Origin of the sequence: Paraburkholderia sp. CI3 (genome assembly GCF_050436505.1) — a bacterium.
GTDB lineage: Bacteria > Pseudomonadota > Gammaproteobacteria > Burkholderiales > Burkholderiaceae > Paraburkholderia > Paraburkholderia tuberum.
On record NZ_JBNDMI010000002.1, the window covers coordinates 1,154,894 to 1,169,543 of the forward strand.

At 60.7% G+C, this 14,650-nt stretch carries 16 protein-coding genes and 2 pseudogenes; 8 read left to right on the forward strand and 10 right to left on the reverse strand.

What is annotated here, in order from left to right; genetic code table 11:
• Positions 1–110: 110 nt before the first annotated feature.
• From OKW29_RS08245 to OKW29_RS08255, 3 genes and pseudogenes are all read right to left on the reverse strand, one after another.
• Positions 111–296 carry a hypothetical protein gene (locus OKW29_RS08245; RefSeq protein WP_429290637.1) on the reverse strand — a complete coding sequence of 62 codons (186 nt, stop codon included), beginning with the start codon at positions 294–296 and terminating at the stop codon, positions 111–113.
• A 148-nt stretch (positions 297–444) separates the two neighbouring features.
• Positions 445–723 (reverse strand): HU family DNA-binding protein, encoded by a 279-nt coding sequence (locus OKW29_RS08250; protein ID WP_429290638.1) that lies wholly within the window; start codon positions 721–723, stop codon positions 445–447.
• A 492-nt stretch (positions 724–1,215) separates the two neighbouring features.
• Positions 1,216–1,432, reverse strand: a pseudogene (locus tag OKW29_RS08255) (PDDEXK nuclease domain-containing protein); the annotation flags it as partial.
• Positions 1,433–1,867: 435 nt separating this feature from the next.
• Between OKW29_RS08255 and OKW29_RS08260 the strand changes: the two are divergent.
• Positions 1,868–2,251 (forward strand): TraR/DksA family transcriptional regulator, encoded by a 384-nt coding sequence (locus OKW29_RS08260; RefSeq protein ID WP_187638176.1) that lies wholly within the window; start codon positions 1,868–1,870, stop codon positions 2,249–2,251.
• Positions 2,252–2,427: 176 nt separating this feature from the next.
• Here the strand turns inward: OKW29_RS08260 and OKW29_RS08265 are convergent, their stop codons facing one another.
• From OKW29_RS08265 to OKW29_RS08275, 3 genes are read right to left on the reverse strand one after another with little or no spacing between them, the layout of a single operon-like run.
• Entirely contained in the window at positions 2,428–2,736 is a 309-nt protein-coding gene (locus tag OKW29_RS08265; RefSeq protein ID WP_429290639.1) for a hypothetical protein, read from the reverse strand.
• 5 nt (positions 2,737–2,741) lie between these two features.
• Complete coding sequence (locus tag OKW29_RS08270) at positions 2,742–2,954, reverse strand: hypothetical protein (RefSeq protein ID WP_429290640.1); 213 nt, start codon at positions 2,952–2,954, stop codon at positions 2,742–2,744.
• Positions 2,944–4,002, reverse strand: coding sequence for a DNA-binding protein (locus OKW29_RS08275; RefSeq protein WP_429290641.1), 1,059 nt, complete (start codon positions 4,000–4,002; stop codon positions 2,944–2,946). The genes OKW29_RS08270 and OKW29_RS08275 overlap by 11 nt, the downstream gene beginning before the upstream one ends.
• 167 nt (positions 4,003–4,169) lie before the next feature.
• Between OKW29_RS08275 and OKW29_RS08280 the strand changes: the two genes are divergently transcribed.
• Positions 4,170–5,345, forward strand: coding sequence for a tyrosine-type recombinase/integrase (locus tag OKW29_RS08280; RefSeq protein ID WP_429290642.1), 1,176 nt, complete (start codon positions 4,170–4,172; stop codon positions 5,343–5,345).
• 18 nt (positions 5,346–5,363) lie between these two features.
• On the opposite strand, the gene OKW29_RS08285 is transcribed toward OKW29_RS08280, so the two are convergent.
• From OKW29_RS08285 to OKW29_RS08300, 4 genes are all read right to left on the reverse strand, one after another.
• Positions 5,364–5,636, reverse strand: coding sequence for a DUF1488 family protein (locus OKW29_RS08285; RefSeq protein ID WP_429290643.1), 273 nt, complete (start codon positions 5,634–5,636; stop codon positions 5,364–5,366).
• A 687-nt stretch (positions 5,637–6,323) separates the two neighbouring features.
• On the reverse strand, positions 6,324–6,617 hold the full coding sequence (locus OKW29_RS08290) for a hypothetical protein (protein ID WP_429290644.1): 294 nt from the start codon (positions 6,615–6,617) through the stop codon (positions 6,324–6,326).
• 79 nt (positions 6,618–6,696) lie between these two features.
• Positions 6,697–6,972: an alpha/beta fold hydrolase gene (locus OKW29_RS08295; RefSeq protein ID WP_429290645.1), complete on the reverse strand. Its 276-nt coding sequence runs from the start codon at positions 6,970–6,972 to the stop codon at positions 6,697–6,699.
• A gap of 119 nt (positions 6,973–7,091) precedes the next feature.
• On the reverse strand, positions 7,092–8,399 hold the full coding sequence (locus OKW29_RS08300) for an FAD-dependent monooxygenase (RefSeq protein ID WP_429290646.1): 1,308 nt from the start codon (positions 8,397–8,399) through the stop codon (positions 7,092–7,094).
• A gap of 793 nt (positions 8,400–9,192) precedes the next feature.
• Here OKW29_RS08300 and OKW29_RS08305 point away from each other — a divergent pair.
• The 6 genes and pseudogenes from OKW29_RS08305 to OKW29_RS08330 all read left to right on the forward strand — a co-directional run bounded on the left by OKW29_RS08305 (position 9,193) and on the right by OKW29_RS08330 (position 14,560).
• Positions 9,193–10,146 (forward strand): nitrilase-related carbon-nitrogen hydrolase, encoded by a 954-nt coding sequence (locus OKW29_RS08305; RefSeq protein WP_429290647.1) that lies wholly within the window; start codon positions 9,193–9,195, stop codon positions 10,144–10,146.
• Between the two features lie 32 nt (positions 10,147–10,178).
• Positions 10,179–10,934, forward strand: a complete 756-nt coding sequence (locus tag OKW29_RS08310; RefSeq protein ID WP_429290648.1) for a glutathione S-transferase family protein — start codon at positions 10,179–10,181, stop codon at positions 10,932–10,934.
• Positions 10,935–11,338: 404 nt separating this feature from the next.
• Positions 11,339–11,494: pseudogene (locus OKW29_RS08315) on the forward strand (IS3 family transposase); the annotation flags it as partial.
• Between the two features lie 328 nt (positions 11,495–11,822).
• A complete protein-coding gene (locus OKW29_RS08320; protein WP_429290649.1) occupies positions 11,823–12,935 on the forward strand; it encodes a threonine ammonia-lyase in 1,113 nt (370 codons plus the stop codon).
• A gap of 98 nt (positions 12,936–13,033) precedes the next feature.
• Complete coding sequence (locus OKW29_RS08325; protein ID WP_429290650.1) at positions 13,034–13,882, forward strand: glutathione S-transferase family protein; 849 nt, start codon at positions 13,034–13,036, stop codon at positions 13,880–13,882.
• Positions 13,883–14,176: 294 nt separating this feature from the next.
• Complete coding sequence (locus tag OKW29_RS08330; RefSeq protein WP_429290651.1) at positions 14,177–14,560, forward strand: YybH family protein; 384 nt, start codon at positions 14,177–14,179, stop codon at positions 14,558–14,560.
• Positions 14,561–14,650 lie beyond the last annotated feature (90 nt).

Consider the following 14,650-nt stretch of genomic DNA (forward strand, 5'->3'; position numbering starts at 1 on the left):
TCCCCGTCAGGCCCGCGGCCCTGGTCTTCGCGTTGAAACTGGAGCGTTCAGGTCCAGCCGCGCAGGAATTTGAAAGACGAGGTCAGACTTTCCAGCAGAGACGTCTGAAATCAGAATAGCTGCGCGTCAAGCTCGCGCAGGCTGTCCCATTTGACGGTGCTGACGAAGGTCCGGCCTGTGGTGTCGAGCGATTCGACCATGGCGCGCTGAATCCGCGCTTCGGCGACAACCCGCACGATGCGCGCGCCTGGTAGCGCAGCAGCGCCACGGTGCGCCACGGCATTTTCGCCGCTCATGCTACCAGGTCGACGGCGACCGGTCCAGGCGGCTGGCCGCGCGTTGCCCGTCTCAACGATAGTCGCCGGCAGCAACAACGGCCTTTGTGCAGACGGCAAGCCGTCTGGCATTGCCGCCTGCGGCGACACGGGCAACGTGATCCTGCTGTCAGGCGCCGTTCACCGCATCCTTGAACGCCTTGCCGGCCGTGAACTTCACGGTTTTCGCGGCGGGGATCTGGATTTCGACGCCGGTTGCCGGATTGCGGCCCACGCGCGCGGCGCGCGCGCCTGTCGAAAACGAACCGAAACCGATCAACTGCACGGTCTCACCTTCCGTGATCGCCGCCGTCACGGTGCCGATGAAGGCGTCGATCATTTCCGCCGTTGCCGTCTTGCTGTCACCCGTCGCTGCAGCGACGGCGTCGACCAGTTCCTGCTTGTTCATGAGTCATTCCTCGTTGTGGTTGTTGATCGCGCCACCCTACCGCATCGGCGCACGTTTGCGCAATCGCCGCTGGTAACTGGATCCGGTCCGCCGCGCCACGCCCATCGCCGCGTGACGTCGAAGCGCGATGCTTCCCGCGCCGGCGGCAGGCGCCGCAGCCGCGCCTGAAAGTTCTTGCTTATTATCAGGGCCGCATCATTCCAATGGCGATAACTGACACTTATCGCCATTGAATTTAATCGCCACAATTCAGGGTAGGCTGATCGTTGCGTCGGCCGGAGGCTTCACGCCGATAGCACCTGTTCGATTTCTCCGGCACCAGCCGCGCAGAAACAGTCGAATGGTGGGAAATTCCAATGACCGGATTGGCCGAGGAGACAACCCGATCTGGACTCACGTCGGCGGTAGCTCGGTTTCATGGAAAATCTGAAGCTGCTGCAGCCGGACACTGGAATCGGCCGACGTGAAGCCGGCTGGCTAGCGACTTCAGGATCAGTCGCGGATTTCCTCTTTGTCATGCGGCTCTGGATGCTGCGCTTCCCATTCGCGTCGCGTTTTTGCCAACTCTTCAGCGAGCAGTCGTTCGTCTGGAAGTACCGTGTGATACTCGGCAGCAAGTATCTTGTTGGGGGGGGCCGTCGAGTGCGTAGCGGGCAATCGCGGCGTTGGTCCTTGCGCACAGGATCAGGCCCACCGGCGGATTTTCTCCTGCCAGCTGCGGAAGGTGCGGCCGTCCTCGTCCATCGACCCGATGATCGCGCGCTGGCCGCCCGCTTCGGCGATCGCCGATCGGCGAAGCATCGGACGACTGCCCTGACCAGCGGCCCCGTAAGGCCTCACTAACGACCGGGTCGATACGGCTGCCCTGCAACCTATACTTAACACATGCCCGTCGGGTTTGAACTGACCAGAATCGCGCGTGGGTTAAACATATAATTGTGGGGCGTGGCATTCATCTCACCACTCAGCGTCACGGGTTCATTGGTGGGGCTTGCGCGGCGTGACTGAAGATCGGACTGTCGCATTGTGCTAACCGCCGAGCGGGTGCATGCCTGGTTGGGCCTGTGTGCAGGTACGCACATGACGGAACGCCTTCGCGATGCCGCCGTTGTGCGTGACGTTACGGAACACATCGAACCTGTCCATGATCACCCTTAGCTGCTCCGAACTCGGGCTGTTACAGCACAGGCTCTGCGAGCGTCGTCATGAGCTGCTGGCGGCGCTGCACGGCGAATACGGTGACCTCGCCGGAGCCCGGCCGCCCGAAGTACTGGGCCCCGAGTCTCATCCCGACGAGACCGCATCGCGCAAGGCGCGCGACGAGCTGCGCACTGCGCTCGCGCGGCACGACTTCGACGAGCTGCAGCAGATCGACGTGGCGCTGGCACGCATCGACGCCGGCCGCTACGGCGCATGCGTCGGGTGCGGGGATCCGATCGGTTATGAGCGGCTTGTCGCCGCGCCCTACACGGCCCGCTGCGTTTCATGCCAGACAGCGTACGAACAACACCGCGTCACCCGCCAATAGGAAATTCATCGGGTACAAAGCGCATTCCTGTCGCGATAGACGCAGTAGCCCCAGCCCGTCAATGTGTGCACCTGAGTCGGTCCAGGTCTTTTGTATCGGCCTTCACCCGCCGGCAGGCCCGTTGCACCCGGGCATCCCCTGCGTGCACAGCTGGAACGGCGAAGTAAGTCGTGTTTTCACTCATACGGACATCGGCATCCGGACACTCGATGGACCGTGACGTATTGCCAATCGGCAAAGCCACACCTTTGCGCAGGGCGTCGTCGCCCCGGATGTGAAGCGCCCTGCCCGCCGGCATTCTGGCTCGTCGACCAAACCAGATCGCCTCCCTCCCGCTCAAACGCAAGATTACATTTGCAGAAGCAGGCGGATCGTCGTCGGGTGGCCGCCACATCGCGCCGCTGCAACGGCGCCAGCACGTCGTTGCGCAACATCACGTCACGGCTGTCGGCGAAGATGTCGAGCTGCTGCATGGTCTGGGTCATCCCGTTCAGAAGAGCTGATCGTGAAGAGCGGTCAGACTAGCCCATTTCACCATGCTACGGAAGGTGCGGCCGTCCTCGTCCACCGATTCGATGATCACGCGCTGGCCGCTGGCTTCGGCGACCACCCGCACGATCCGCTCGCCGTAGCGCATCAGTGCGCTGATCGGCGGGCAAGCTGGAGCCTTCCGTCTCTTGCGCGGACGGGTTCTATTTTCCATCCCTCTTTCCCCGCTTGCGGTGCACTACGGTCTTGCTGGCTGGCGCGGGCGTGACGCGCGGCGCGCGTGAAGGGCGTGTCGCCACCGGGCGCGCCGGGGTGGAGGCGGACTTCGCGCGGGCCGGCCGGGCGTCGCGTGTATCCGCCTGCCGCAGTGCCGCCAGCTGTTGCTGCAGCGTGACGTTCGTGGCCAGCACGGCATCGAGCCGTCCCTGCAGCATGCCCGCCTGGTGACGCGCGTCCCCGATCTGCGCCCGCAGCGCCTCGACCGCCCGGTGATGGTCCGCCTCGCGACTGTCGGCCCGCTTCACCGCGGCATCGAGGTCCTTCTGCAGCTTCGCGGCCGTACCCCGCTCGCGGTCGATCTCCAGCAGCGCGCGCTTTTCCGACGCCCGCAGGCGCTCTTCGGCGCGTTCCGCGCTCTCGCGCAGCTTCTCGAGATCCCGCGAGAAACCTTCGCGCACCTTGTCCAGTTCACGGTCGCGCACGAGCGCCTCGGCCTTGAGCCGGACGATCTCGGCCTCGCACGCCTGCCGCGCCGCGTGGCCCTCGGCCTCAGCCTTTTCCAGTTCGCGCACCTCGACCTGCGCGGCAAGGAGCGCCGCCGTGCGCTGTTCGAGCGCGGTCTCGACGCGACCCAGTTCGTCGCGGGCAGCAACGACCGACCGTTGCGCCTCAACGCGTTGCGCCTCGACCTCCTCGCGCAGCGCGTCGAGCGCGGCTTCGGCAGAGGCGGTTGCGCGGGTCCAGAGCGCCGCGACCAGTTCGCCGGCAGCCGGCCCCAGATCGGCGGGCAGGTCGGGGTGTTCGATGCGCACCCGGCTCTTTTCGCGCAGTTCGGCCCAGAATTCACCGAGTACCTGGGTCGGCGTGCTCATGCTGCCGCGCTTCACCAGCTGGTAAAGCCGGTTCGCGGTCGGCGTGATCCCGAAGCGGAAGAACAGTAGCGCGCAGACTTCGCGGTACAGCTCGCGGGTCTTCGGGAATTCGCCTTTCAGGCGGTCGATTTCAGCCGAGAGGCGGGTTTCGTCGGGCAGGACGTCGGACATGGCGGCGGTTTGCGGGTAATTGTATATGTATTACACCATAAACCGCCCGATATCTAACCACTCTTGGCGAATATTTTGACATTACGGCTATAATGTTGACATCTTGGGAGCGGATCAGTCCATCATCACGTCACACCCCGACCTCCGCCTCCGCCGCGTCTGCGACCATGAAAACCGCCGTCCCCGCCCCGCGCCCGATCGACCCGCTCGAACTGCCCGCCGCGCTCGACGGCCGCCACGGCACGAACCGCGCAACGGGTCACATGCAGGTCGCCGCCGGCAACGATCCCGAGGCGGTCCGCGCGTGGCTCGCCCGCTTCGTCGATACGAAGACGACGTTCGACAACTACCGCAAGGAAGCCGAACGGCTGCTGCTGTGGTCCGCCTTGCAGATGGCAAAACCGCTCTCCTCGCTCACGCACGAAGACCTGCTGGTCTACCAGCACTTTCTCGCCGATCCGCAACCTGCGGCGCGCTGGACAGCCGACGGTGGGCGCAAGCATCCTCGCCACGATCCGCGCTGGCGACCGTTCTACGGCCCCCTGTCGGCATCGAGCCAGCGGCAGGCGATGGTGATCGTCAACGTCATGTTTGCGTGGCTCGTGGAGGCGGGGTATCTGGCCGGCAATCCCCTGTCGCTCTCGCGCCAGCGCGCACGCCGGGTCAGGCCGCGCATCGTCCGGTATCTGTCGCCCGAACTGTGGCTCGAAGTCAAAACGTACATCCAGGGCATGCCCACGCGGACCGGTCGCGAGCGTGAACATCACGCACGCGTGCGCTGGCTTTTCACCCTGCTCTATCTGGGCGGCCTGCGGATCACGGAAGTGGGCACGAACACGATGGGACGCTTCTTTCGTCGTCCTGACGACCGCGGGAAGGATTGCTGGTGGCTTGAAGTAATGGGCAAAGGAAACAGGGAGCGGCTGGTGCCCGCCACCGCGGAAATGATGATGGAACTCGGCACGTACCGGCGGACACGCGGATTGCCAGCACTCCCCTCGCCAGGCGAGGACACGCCGCTGGTGCTGCCGATCGGGCAGTCACTGAAGCCACTCACGCGCGCCGCGCTGCACCGGATCGTGAAGGACGTCTTCGGCGGCGCCGCCGAAGCGTTGCGGGCGCGTGGCGACGACCATGCGCAGCGCGCAGACCGCCTCAAGCAGGCATCGGCACACTGGCTACGTCATAGCGCGGGGTCACACATGGCAGACCAGCAACTGGATCTGCGACTCGTGCGCGATAACCTCGGACATGCGTCCCTGACGACAACCAGTCAGTATCTGCACCTGGACGATGATCGCCGGCATCGCGAAACCGATGAGAAACACCGCATTGACTGGTGACCGACAGCAGCCGGAGGACTAACGCCTGATCTCGAAATCCCCGGTAGTGAGCCTGACGGGTTTGCCCGAACGCAGGCGGACTCTTCTTTCGGCGACCGCGATAATGCGACGCCGTCCGTCAGAAAATGCCTTGAGCATGCGGACCTGATCAGCGTCTCCGGGCAACCAGAATTGCGTTTCGAGCGCTTCCCGCGTGATCACACAGGCGACCTCACTGCGTTGGCCGGCCATGCGAAACGAGATTTCATATCGGTCCGCCGCGACGTCGGGCATCAGGTCAATCACGTCCATTTTTTACACCTCGTGAGTTCAACCAGGGGCCATTAAGCTGCTGTCGCCTGTCTTCAATTTTACAGAACAGACGGAAGACGGATGCGCCGCTGATTTCCGCCACGTAGATAAACCGTCGCGTAAACTCCGCCCCGCTGCCTTTGCAGGCAGGGTTTGGGTTTGGATTTTGATACGGATGCGATGAAGCCGGACTGTTAGTTGCATCCATATGGCTGACTCAAGTCCTCAAGGTGAGCCTTTGCGGGACGCGAGCTGCACGCGGTAATTCGAAACCCGATCAGTTGGTCAAGCCACCCGGGGCTGGATAATCGCGCGGGATGAAGGAGGCCGGGTTGGTTTTCGTTTCGCGTGGGGAGATCGGTTGAAGTCGACTCTGAGCCAGCTGTTGTCGATACCTTGGAAACGGCCATTCGATTCGCGATGCAGAGTGTTGCTTGTCGGCCATTGCCGGCATTGGGGCGGTCTGGGTTGTGCGTCAGCATTGTGGCGGATTGCTGACGGTGGCGGCGTCGAGCAACCCGACGGCAGTTTTAAATATCGGCGAACTCACACTATCGACCCGGAGCGGCCGGTCGTCGCATCAAGCTCCTCGCGTCGCATTCCGAAGTACAGCGGTCATTCGATTGATGCCATCGGCGCCCGCTCGCTAGGCTGCTATGAAAGGCCAATGCCCACTGTCGTGCAGAATCAACACCTCGGCGCGAGGTAAGATCTTGCACTGCCGGTTGGCGAAATCACGGAAATATTGGGATCGCATGCGCCCCACACAACCTGTGCAGGCAGATCCAACGGACGCAACGCGTTGGCGATGTCCTGCATAGCGCCGTTCGTCTCGCGGGTGTTGCGATAGAGCCGCTGCACAGCGCGTCGGGTGCGAGCATCGAAGTTGTTAAACGCCTGGTCGACGTATTCCACGGGCAAGCGACGCGGTTTACCGTTTCGAAGCAGGAGCCGCATCCCGGCACGCGTTGTCATGGCCATGAACATTCGCCCAGCAACGGTGTCAGCCAGATACGCGCGAGATAGTGCCATCCGTAGTCAAGCAAGATGCCTGTGTTGATTAATGTAACGCTCGCGATGGCGCGAGGATGGGCAGCGGCCCACGCGAGCCCCAAGGACCGCCGAAATCGTGCATGACGAGACGGGCACGCTGGACATTGCACTCAACCAGCAAACGACCGAGATGGCGTGCGTAGCAACGCACCCTGTAGTCAAACTGTTCAGGTTTGTCGGCATTGCCGAAACCCGGCATGTCCATGGCGAGTGCCCGGCCAAATTCACGCACCCTGACCGCGAGTCGCGTCCAGTCAGCAGTCGATCCCGGATTGCGGTTCACGAAAACGACTGCGTCGGCCGCGTCGGGCCATGCGGCCTCCAACAGAGGGGCGGATGCCATCGACGCGGACGCAGGTGTCCTTTCATGGCTGTCCGGGGGAGCGACGGCGGACGCGTCATTCAGACCGGTGCGTCAGGTTGCGCGGAGCGCGCGGCGGGCCGACGCAGATCGACCCAAGCGGCCCTCAGCAGAGCGCCGGGTGACAAAAACTTTGCCGGCCCTATCAGACGCGCGCCAAAGGCGTGCAGATGTCTCGCCGCCGCCGCGTCTTTTGCCGCGGCCGAGAAGTTAAGCCGTTCAACCGCGTTAAGTCCGCGTCGGCGTGAAAAATCGACTATAAGAAAGCGATGTCCATTGAGTTCCCGAGAAACACGCCTCGCATAGCTGCGCAGGGCCGGCGCAATCGAGTGCCCTTGCCGTAGCGCTGGAGTAAGAGTGTCGACGAGCCATTCCGCCGTCTGGAACGCGAACCCGCAACCGACGCCCCACAGTGGGTCGATACTCATTAGGGCATCGCCGACGAACGCGATGTTCCCAACAGCCGGCTGCCGCCACAAATTCGGATAGTCCTTGATGAGCAGCGCGTTGTCGAGCGGCTCGGCGGAAGCTAGATCGGGGGCATCTGGAAACCCAGCCATGCTTCGCTCGAGTGCCTCACCCGGATTGCCGCGAAAGCCGTCGAGCTTGTCCTTGGTCGCCATGTAGGCAATCACCGTAACGTTATCGTCATTGGGAAATACGTAGCCGGTCTCCGGACCACGCAACCACATTTGCGAGCAAGTTCCCCGCCGCAGTGACACGCCGTGGTAAGCGCGAATCGCACCGAAGCGACAGTTCTCCGACGAGGTAGGCTTGATCCCGGCGAGCGTCGCCAGCGGAGAGCTGCGGCCGTCCGCACCGACGATCAGGGGCGCCGAGACTACACCCGTGCGGCTCCCGCCAAGATTGACGCCACTGACGCCACTGTCCTTTTTCACGAGCCCGCTTACGCCGCAGCCGAACAGGGTTGTGACGCCCGGGGTGTTCATCGTCAGTTGCCGCAGGATCGGATCAAGAGTTTGGCGCCGGATGTTGTACCCGAAGGCAGGCTCACCGTTTTTGTCGAGCGGGGCGACGTCTCCGGTCCAGCCATAGCGAGTCCAGATATCAACGCCGTTGCGCAGACCGCCAGCGTCCTCAATCAGCCGGTCAAGACCCAGATGCCGGAGCGTTGGCGTCGCTGACGCCTGGATGAAATGTGTACATAACCGCTTGAAAGCGGCCACGTCGGAATGATGTTCGACCAGCGCGACACGCAGGTCTTGCAACGCAAACAACCGCGCTGCCGTACACCCAGCGAGACCTGCACCTATGACAACGACATCAAAGCGGCCATTCATCGGCGCGCTCGATGGCGGTGGCTCAGTGTCGCAGACTTCGGTGTTCACCTCGTTCTCCCGCCAGAATCCAAGCCGGTACAGAGTACGACTTTACTCAGTATAGGCGCAGCTTGGGGCATGAACCGACGCTATCCGGTGAGCTACATCGTTCGGCGATGACGCAGAGCGGACCAATACCGGTCCGTAACGACTGGCTGCTGCCGGGTCGATCCGAACAGCGAAGATGACAATCGACTTGAGTGTCTCTTGCGATGAGAAGCTCAAGTCGGAGAATGCGACGAGCGTCTCCCGAGATCCCAACTCGCTGATAAACGGCCACTCAGCCTCGCGACTATCAACGCCGACGGGAGCCGGAGCGACCGATCGCCTGACGTTTAGCTTTGCCCTGACGAACGGTGGCGCCAGCGAACACCGGATGAATCTGTGCCTCGGTTTTGTCCGCGATGTGCCCGCAGCGAGTCGAGGTGAGATTTAAATGTCGGCGTGCGTGTCGCGTCGTAGTTCATGAGATGTCATGGAGCCGATCGAGTCAGCGCAGATAAGGCGTAGCGCGTCAGACGCCTGCACCTACAACCGCGCATGTTAGCCGCATGCTTTCCAGAAAAAAGGTGGTTATTCAGCTTGGAAGCTTTGCCAGCAACCTATACTTGTGGTGCCTTGCAATCCACAGTGGCCTTGTTCGCAATCGGCGAATTTTGCAGCTCAAATCAGTCGCGACTGGCGGACTCCGTCGGCGAGCTTCCACGATGCCAGTCGATCGCAAACAATTTTGGCTAGCGTAGTCCACGACTGCAAGCCAGAGCGTTTTCGAGTGCATCCGTTACATTAACGGAGAATTCTGATGCAACAGAAACTACGTGCTGGGGTTGTGCAATCGGGATCCGTCGTCTTCGATGTTGATAGAACCATCGATAAAATCGCAACGTTCAGCGCCGACGCCGCACGACAGGGTACTCAACTTATCGTATTTCCTGAAGCATTTGTCTCAGCCTATCCAAAGGGGCTCGATTTTGGCTCGACAATCGGTGGAAGAACCTCTGCCGGGCGCGACGACTATCGCCGGTACTATGACAGTGCGATAGAAGTGCCAAGTCCTGGCACCCGCCGGTTGGGGGAGATCGCCGCCGAGTACAAGCAATACATCGTGATCGGCGTCATCGAGCGGGACCACGGCACGTTGTATTGCACTGCGCTGTTTTATGGTCCGGACGGCATGATGCTCGGCAAGCATCGCAAGCTGATGCCAACCGCCGGCGAAAGGCTGATCTGGGGCTATGGCGATGGGTCGACCCTCCCGGTTTTCGACACGCCGTTCGGCAGGCTCGGCGCAGTCATTTGCTGGGAAAACTATATGCCATTGATGCGTATGGCAATGTACGCGAAGGGTGTGCAGATTTACTGCGCCCCCACCGCTGACAGCCGGCCGACATGGGCTTCCTCGATGCAGCACGTTGCCCTGGAGGGGCGCTGCTTTGTATTGTCGGCCTGCCAGCACCTGCGCCGATCGGATTGCCCTACCGACTATGCCGCAATCCAGGGTAACGATCCGTCCACTGTGCTCATGAGCGGTGGAAGCTGCATCGTCAGCCCGCTTGGCGAACTCATTGCCGGCCCAGTCTTTGAGCAGGATGCATTGCTCGTGGGCGATCTCGACCTCAACGACCTTGCGCGGGCGAAATATGACTTTGACGTCGTGGGTCACTATTCGCGGCCGGACGTCTTCCGTCTGCATGTCAACGAAGCGGCGACGCCTCCGGTCGTGTTCGAGAAAAATGGATTCGGCAGCGGCTCCTGAAGGTCAATGCGGGCAAGCGAAAGGGGCCTCCAATGATTGTCTACAAATTCGGCTATGGAGTCAGCGTCGACTCGCCAGATATCAGTCCGTTCGTCGTCAAGCTGGAAACCTGGTTGCGCATGTCGGGGTTACCATACGAGACTCGCATCGGCAACCTTGGAAGGATGCCGAAACACAAGCTGCCGGTCGCGTTGATCGATGGAAAACTCATCGCCGACTCGTCGCTCATCATTGAACACCTGCAGATGCGCAATCCGGACGCTCTGAACGACAGTCACCTGACGCCCCTACAGCGCGCACAGTCTTTGGCGATCAAGGCATTGTTCGAGACGCACCTTTACTTCGTGGGGCTCTACCTGCGCTGGGGCATCGACCGCAATATGGACATTTACCGTCCGATGCTGGTCGATTACGCGACGCACAGTGCGCCAACCTTTGTCAGGCCTGTTGTTCCGCTGTTCGCCCCGCTCGCGCTGCCGCTTGTGCGGCGCCGCATGATGCGGCAAGCATGGGAGCAAGGTATTGGGCGCCACAGTCATGAGGAAATTGTCCGAATGGGCATGGCGGCGTGGGGGGCGGTGGCGGACTTGCTGGGCGAGCAGGCATATCTGATGGGCGACCGACCGAGCACCGTCGACGCCACCTCATTTGCCTGGATACACGTGGGTCTCGTTCACCCATTTGAGAGCCCGATTCGCGATTACATTGCATCACAAACGCATCTCGTTGCTTATCATGACCGCATCTGGCAGCGTTGCTGGGCCCCTCAGCCAGGCGGGACGTCATAGGCGACTCCCACGCCACGGCGCCGACTGGTCCCAAGCCACCTCGCTACGATGTTCCACAGTCTCCACAGAGCAGATCGTTGCTGATCTTCCGCATCCCCGGCATTGCGATGAGCCGCCCGCGAATCGTGTGCTGCGCTCTGACCTGTGTGAGCGCCGCAGCGTTTCAACCATTGTGGTTTTGAGCGGGCTGATTCTACGAGGCTCGGATTGAGCGACACTCGCCGTTGCGAAGCGAACGGCAGTTCGTTATTGCGGAGCCGTCGTTTGATCGTCGGCCCCGCGCGCAAGGGCAAATGTCCGCTCGTGTTTAAGACACTATGACTTTCCGGAGGCAGAGGCTGGTCCACCGTGAGGAATCAGACGCGGGTTAGCATTGCGGCCAGAGCCGCACGGCGTGGACAGCGTTCGCCCGCCGCATCGTCGGCTGGCGCGTCAGCTCATCGATGACCAGAGACTTCGTTCTGGATGCACTTGAACAGGCGCTTTACGCGCGGTGCCCGGGCGGCGACGGAACGTTGATACGCCACTCGGACAGAGGGCCACCCGGAGCTGCCATTCGGGCCAGTCTGGTCTCAACCGCAGGTCTCAAGGCGGAACGGCCGTCGTGACATTTGGCATCGTGGCCTCCGGTTCCGAAAAATGGGTCTTCGTTGCTCGGTGGCCCATCCTATACTGGTTCACATACCCAAGGTTTTGGCCCTCGGGCAGTTACGCGCCTACTTCATTCGAACCACAACTACGGTCGTCTCGGTCTCACGGCTCGCGTTGTCTATTCCCGCGAAGGTCGCCAACGCCGTCGTTCCGTTTCTTAAATCTCTATTGAAACATGCTGATGTGCAGCCTGGTGCATGACAGGTTCATGCGCTCGCTCTAAGTGGAGGATGAGAGATGGCGCTTCCAGAGATCGATCAACATAAACCCTTCGCCCGAAAAAGCGAGGACATCACGAGTTTTTCTGACATCCTGCATCATTCGCGCAAGCCCCTTGATGGCGGTAGCGGCCCAGCCTATCTCGGAGACGTCTCCAGAAGCGACATTGAGAGGGCATCCGAGTCGATGCGGGGAACCGTGGTACGCGCCCCTCTGTTAAGGTACGCAGATGCCACGGATCGGAGCATCTTCCTCAAATCCGAGAACCTTCAGCCGCGCGGGTCGTTCAAGATACGCTGTGCGTTTAATGCCGTATCCAGACTCACACCTGCTCAATTGTCGAACGGTGTTTTCACCGCGAGCACGGGGAACTTCGCTCTTGGTGTGACGGAGGCAGCGAGGGTCCGAGGCGCGGAGGTCAGGGTCTACGTGACCAATACAGCAGGGCGAAGCAAGATCGAGGCACTTCGCACGCTGGGAGCCCGCGTTATTGAAGTCGATTACGAAAGCTGGTGGGCAATACTTCGCGGTGAAATACCTGCTGGCGAAACCGGTACGTTCTTGCATCCATGTGCGTGCCGCGACGTCGTCGTTGGTGACGCGACTATTGGCCAGGAAATATTGGAAGACTTGCCAGATGTCGATGTGATACTCGTACCTTTCGGAGGCGGGGGGTTGATCATAGGGATCGCGCTCGCGTGCATGAATTGGGGCTCGCATGCGCAACTCTATGCGTGTGAGACTGAGGCGGCGGCCCCGCTTTATTCTTCTCTTTCGGCTGGCGCTATTGTCGAAGTACCAGTCGACTCAACTCCCATGGTCTCGGGCATCGGTGTTCCGACTGTGCTCGATGCAAATTGGCCATACCTCAACGCGTTGGTGGACGGCGTTGTCGTATCGACACTTGAGGATACGGCAGAAGCCATCCGCTGCCTGGCGAAGAGCAATCACGTCGTCGTCGAGGGCGCGGGCGCCGTCGCACTTGCCGCAGCACGGCATCCATACTTTGCTGGAAAGCGCATCGCCGCGGTATTGACTGGAGGGGGGATCGATATGCATGTTTTGGCTTCGGTATTGAAGGGTGAGCGATCGGGGTATCTCCCACCGTCACGGCTTCGTACTTTTGAGTGACACCGCGGGGCCGTACCGCGGGCATAGCAACCGGTCTGGTTAGCAAGAGCGCAGCGGACAGCTAGAGACCCGCTTGTGCGGCAAGGGAAAACGCGCTGATGTCGACTGTGACCTTACATCAATGCGAGAGGTCCCCGTTCTGTGCGAAGGTGCGAAAGGTGCTGCGGCACAAGGAGATCGAATATTCGGTGGTGGACTATAACGGTCTGCTTGGTCGCAAGGCGGCATCGCTTTCACCTGTCGGGCAATTGCCAGTCCTGGACTTTGACGGAGAACGTGTACAAGACAGCACGGACATTGTCGCTTTTCTGGAAGCCCGTGTCCCTCTCCCATCGGTCATACCGACGGAACCAAAATCGCGCGCGTTCGCGATGCTGATAGAAGACTGGGCTGACGAGTCGCTCTTCTGGTACACGATGGCAACGTTGGAAATGGGTGACCCGATCGCGCTGGGCGAACATATTGAAGCCCTTTGCTTGGGCCGCCCGCGCTGGGAACGCTTCCCAGTCGGAGTTGCCGTTAAAGGTATGTATCGGAGAAAACTTCGCAATCAGGGACTCGGCAGGCAACCGTTGTCGAAGGTGCTCAAGCGGCTTGATACGCATCTCGCGTCGATTGACACACTCCTCTCGCAAAACCAGTGGCTTGCGGGTACCGCGAAATCGGTCGCTGACATTTCGGTTTCCTGTCAGGTCGACCTGCTCATGAGAACGCGGCTTGTAGCGCAGCGCATTCACGAATACCCAAACCTTATCGAATGGCTAGGGCGCTGTGCACGAGTGATCAATACAGCCTTTGTTGGCCAGTGGATTCTGAACGTCTGTAAGGAAGTAGATGCTTGCATAGTGCATCCGGCGGCTTTCGAATGTACACCTGCCGATCGAATGACTGCTTTGTCATATAGGCGACCGACAACAATTGGCCGACTGCCGCCCGATGGGCGGTAGGCCGTAGCCGACCCGTTTCTGCCCCTCCGTTGGCTTCTGCCAACGTCACCACCGCTGCTCCAAAGCGGCCGTTCCGCCGCAACCTCGCCTACCTCTCGCGAAGGACGATTCAGATCGGACGAGCCGTGCTGTCCTTTGTCCGATCCATCAAGCCAGCCCCGCTGGCATTAACCTTTTCAGTTGATTATATTTAACCAACCGGAAGGTTCGCGGCGTGCATATCGCGATGGTTGGGCGTTAAACGCGAAGAACTGAACATCCCCTCACGCCTCAATGCATTAAGGAGGTAGAACCATGGACATCTCGCAAGCGTTTGCTGCGTTAAACGGTAGGTTCATTGATACAGTCAATTCTCACGATACGCCCGGCTGGCTGGCTCTGTTTGCCGAAGACGCCATTCTCATCCCAGCGGGGCAGGAAGCCGTTTCCGGCCGAAAGGGACTCGAAGAATGGGCCGAAGTGGCAACCAAAGTCTGGAACCATTTGGAAATGCAGCAAGCGTTTTGCACATCTGATGGTAACGTGGCTTGGGAATCGGGAACCTGGACTGGGAATATCAACGTACCGGATAATCGGACCATGGACGTTAGCGGAAACTTTTTACTCGTTGCACAGAGGGAAGGCTCCATGTTGCGCATCAAAGCGCACACGTGGAACGTGAATATCGCGACGCCTTGACACGTTGCATTCGATACGAAATCTGAGCGCCGCACGCGGCGCTTGAATTGAAACTAGCACGTACGACGAATCGCAGCCAAATGGCGGCTA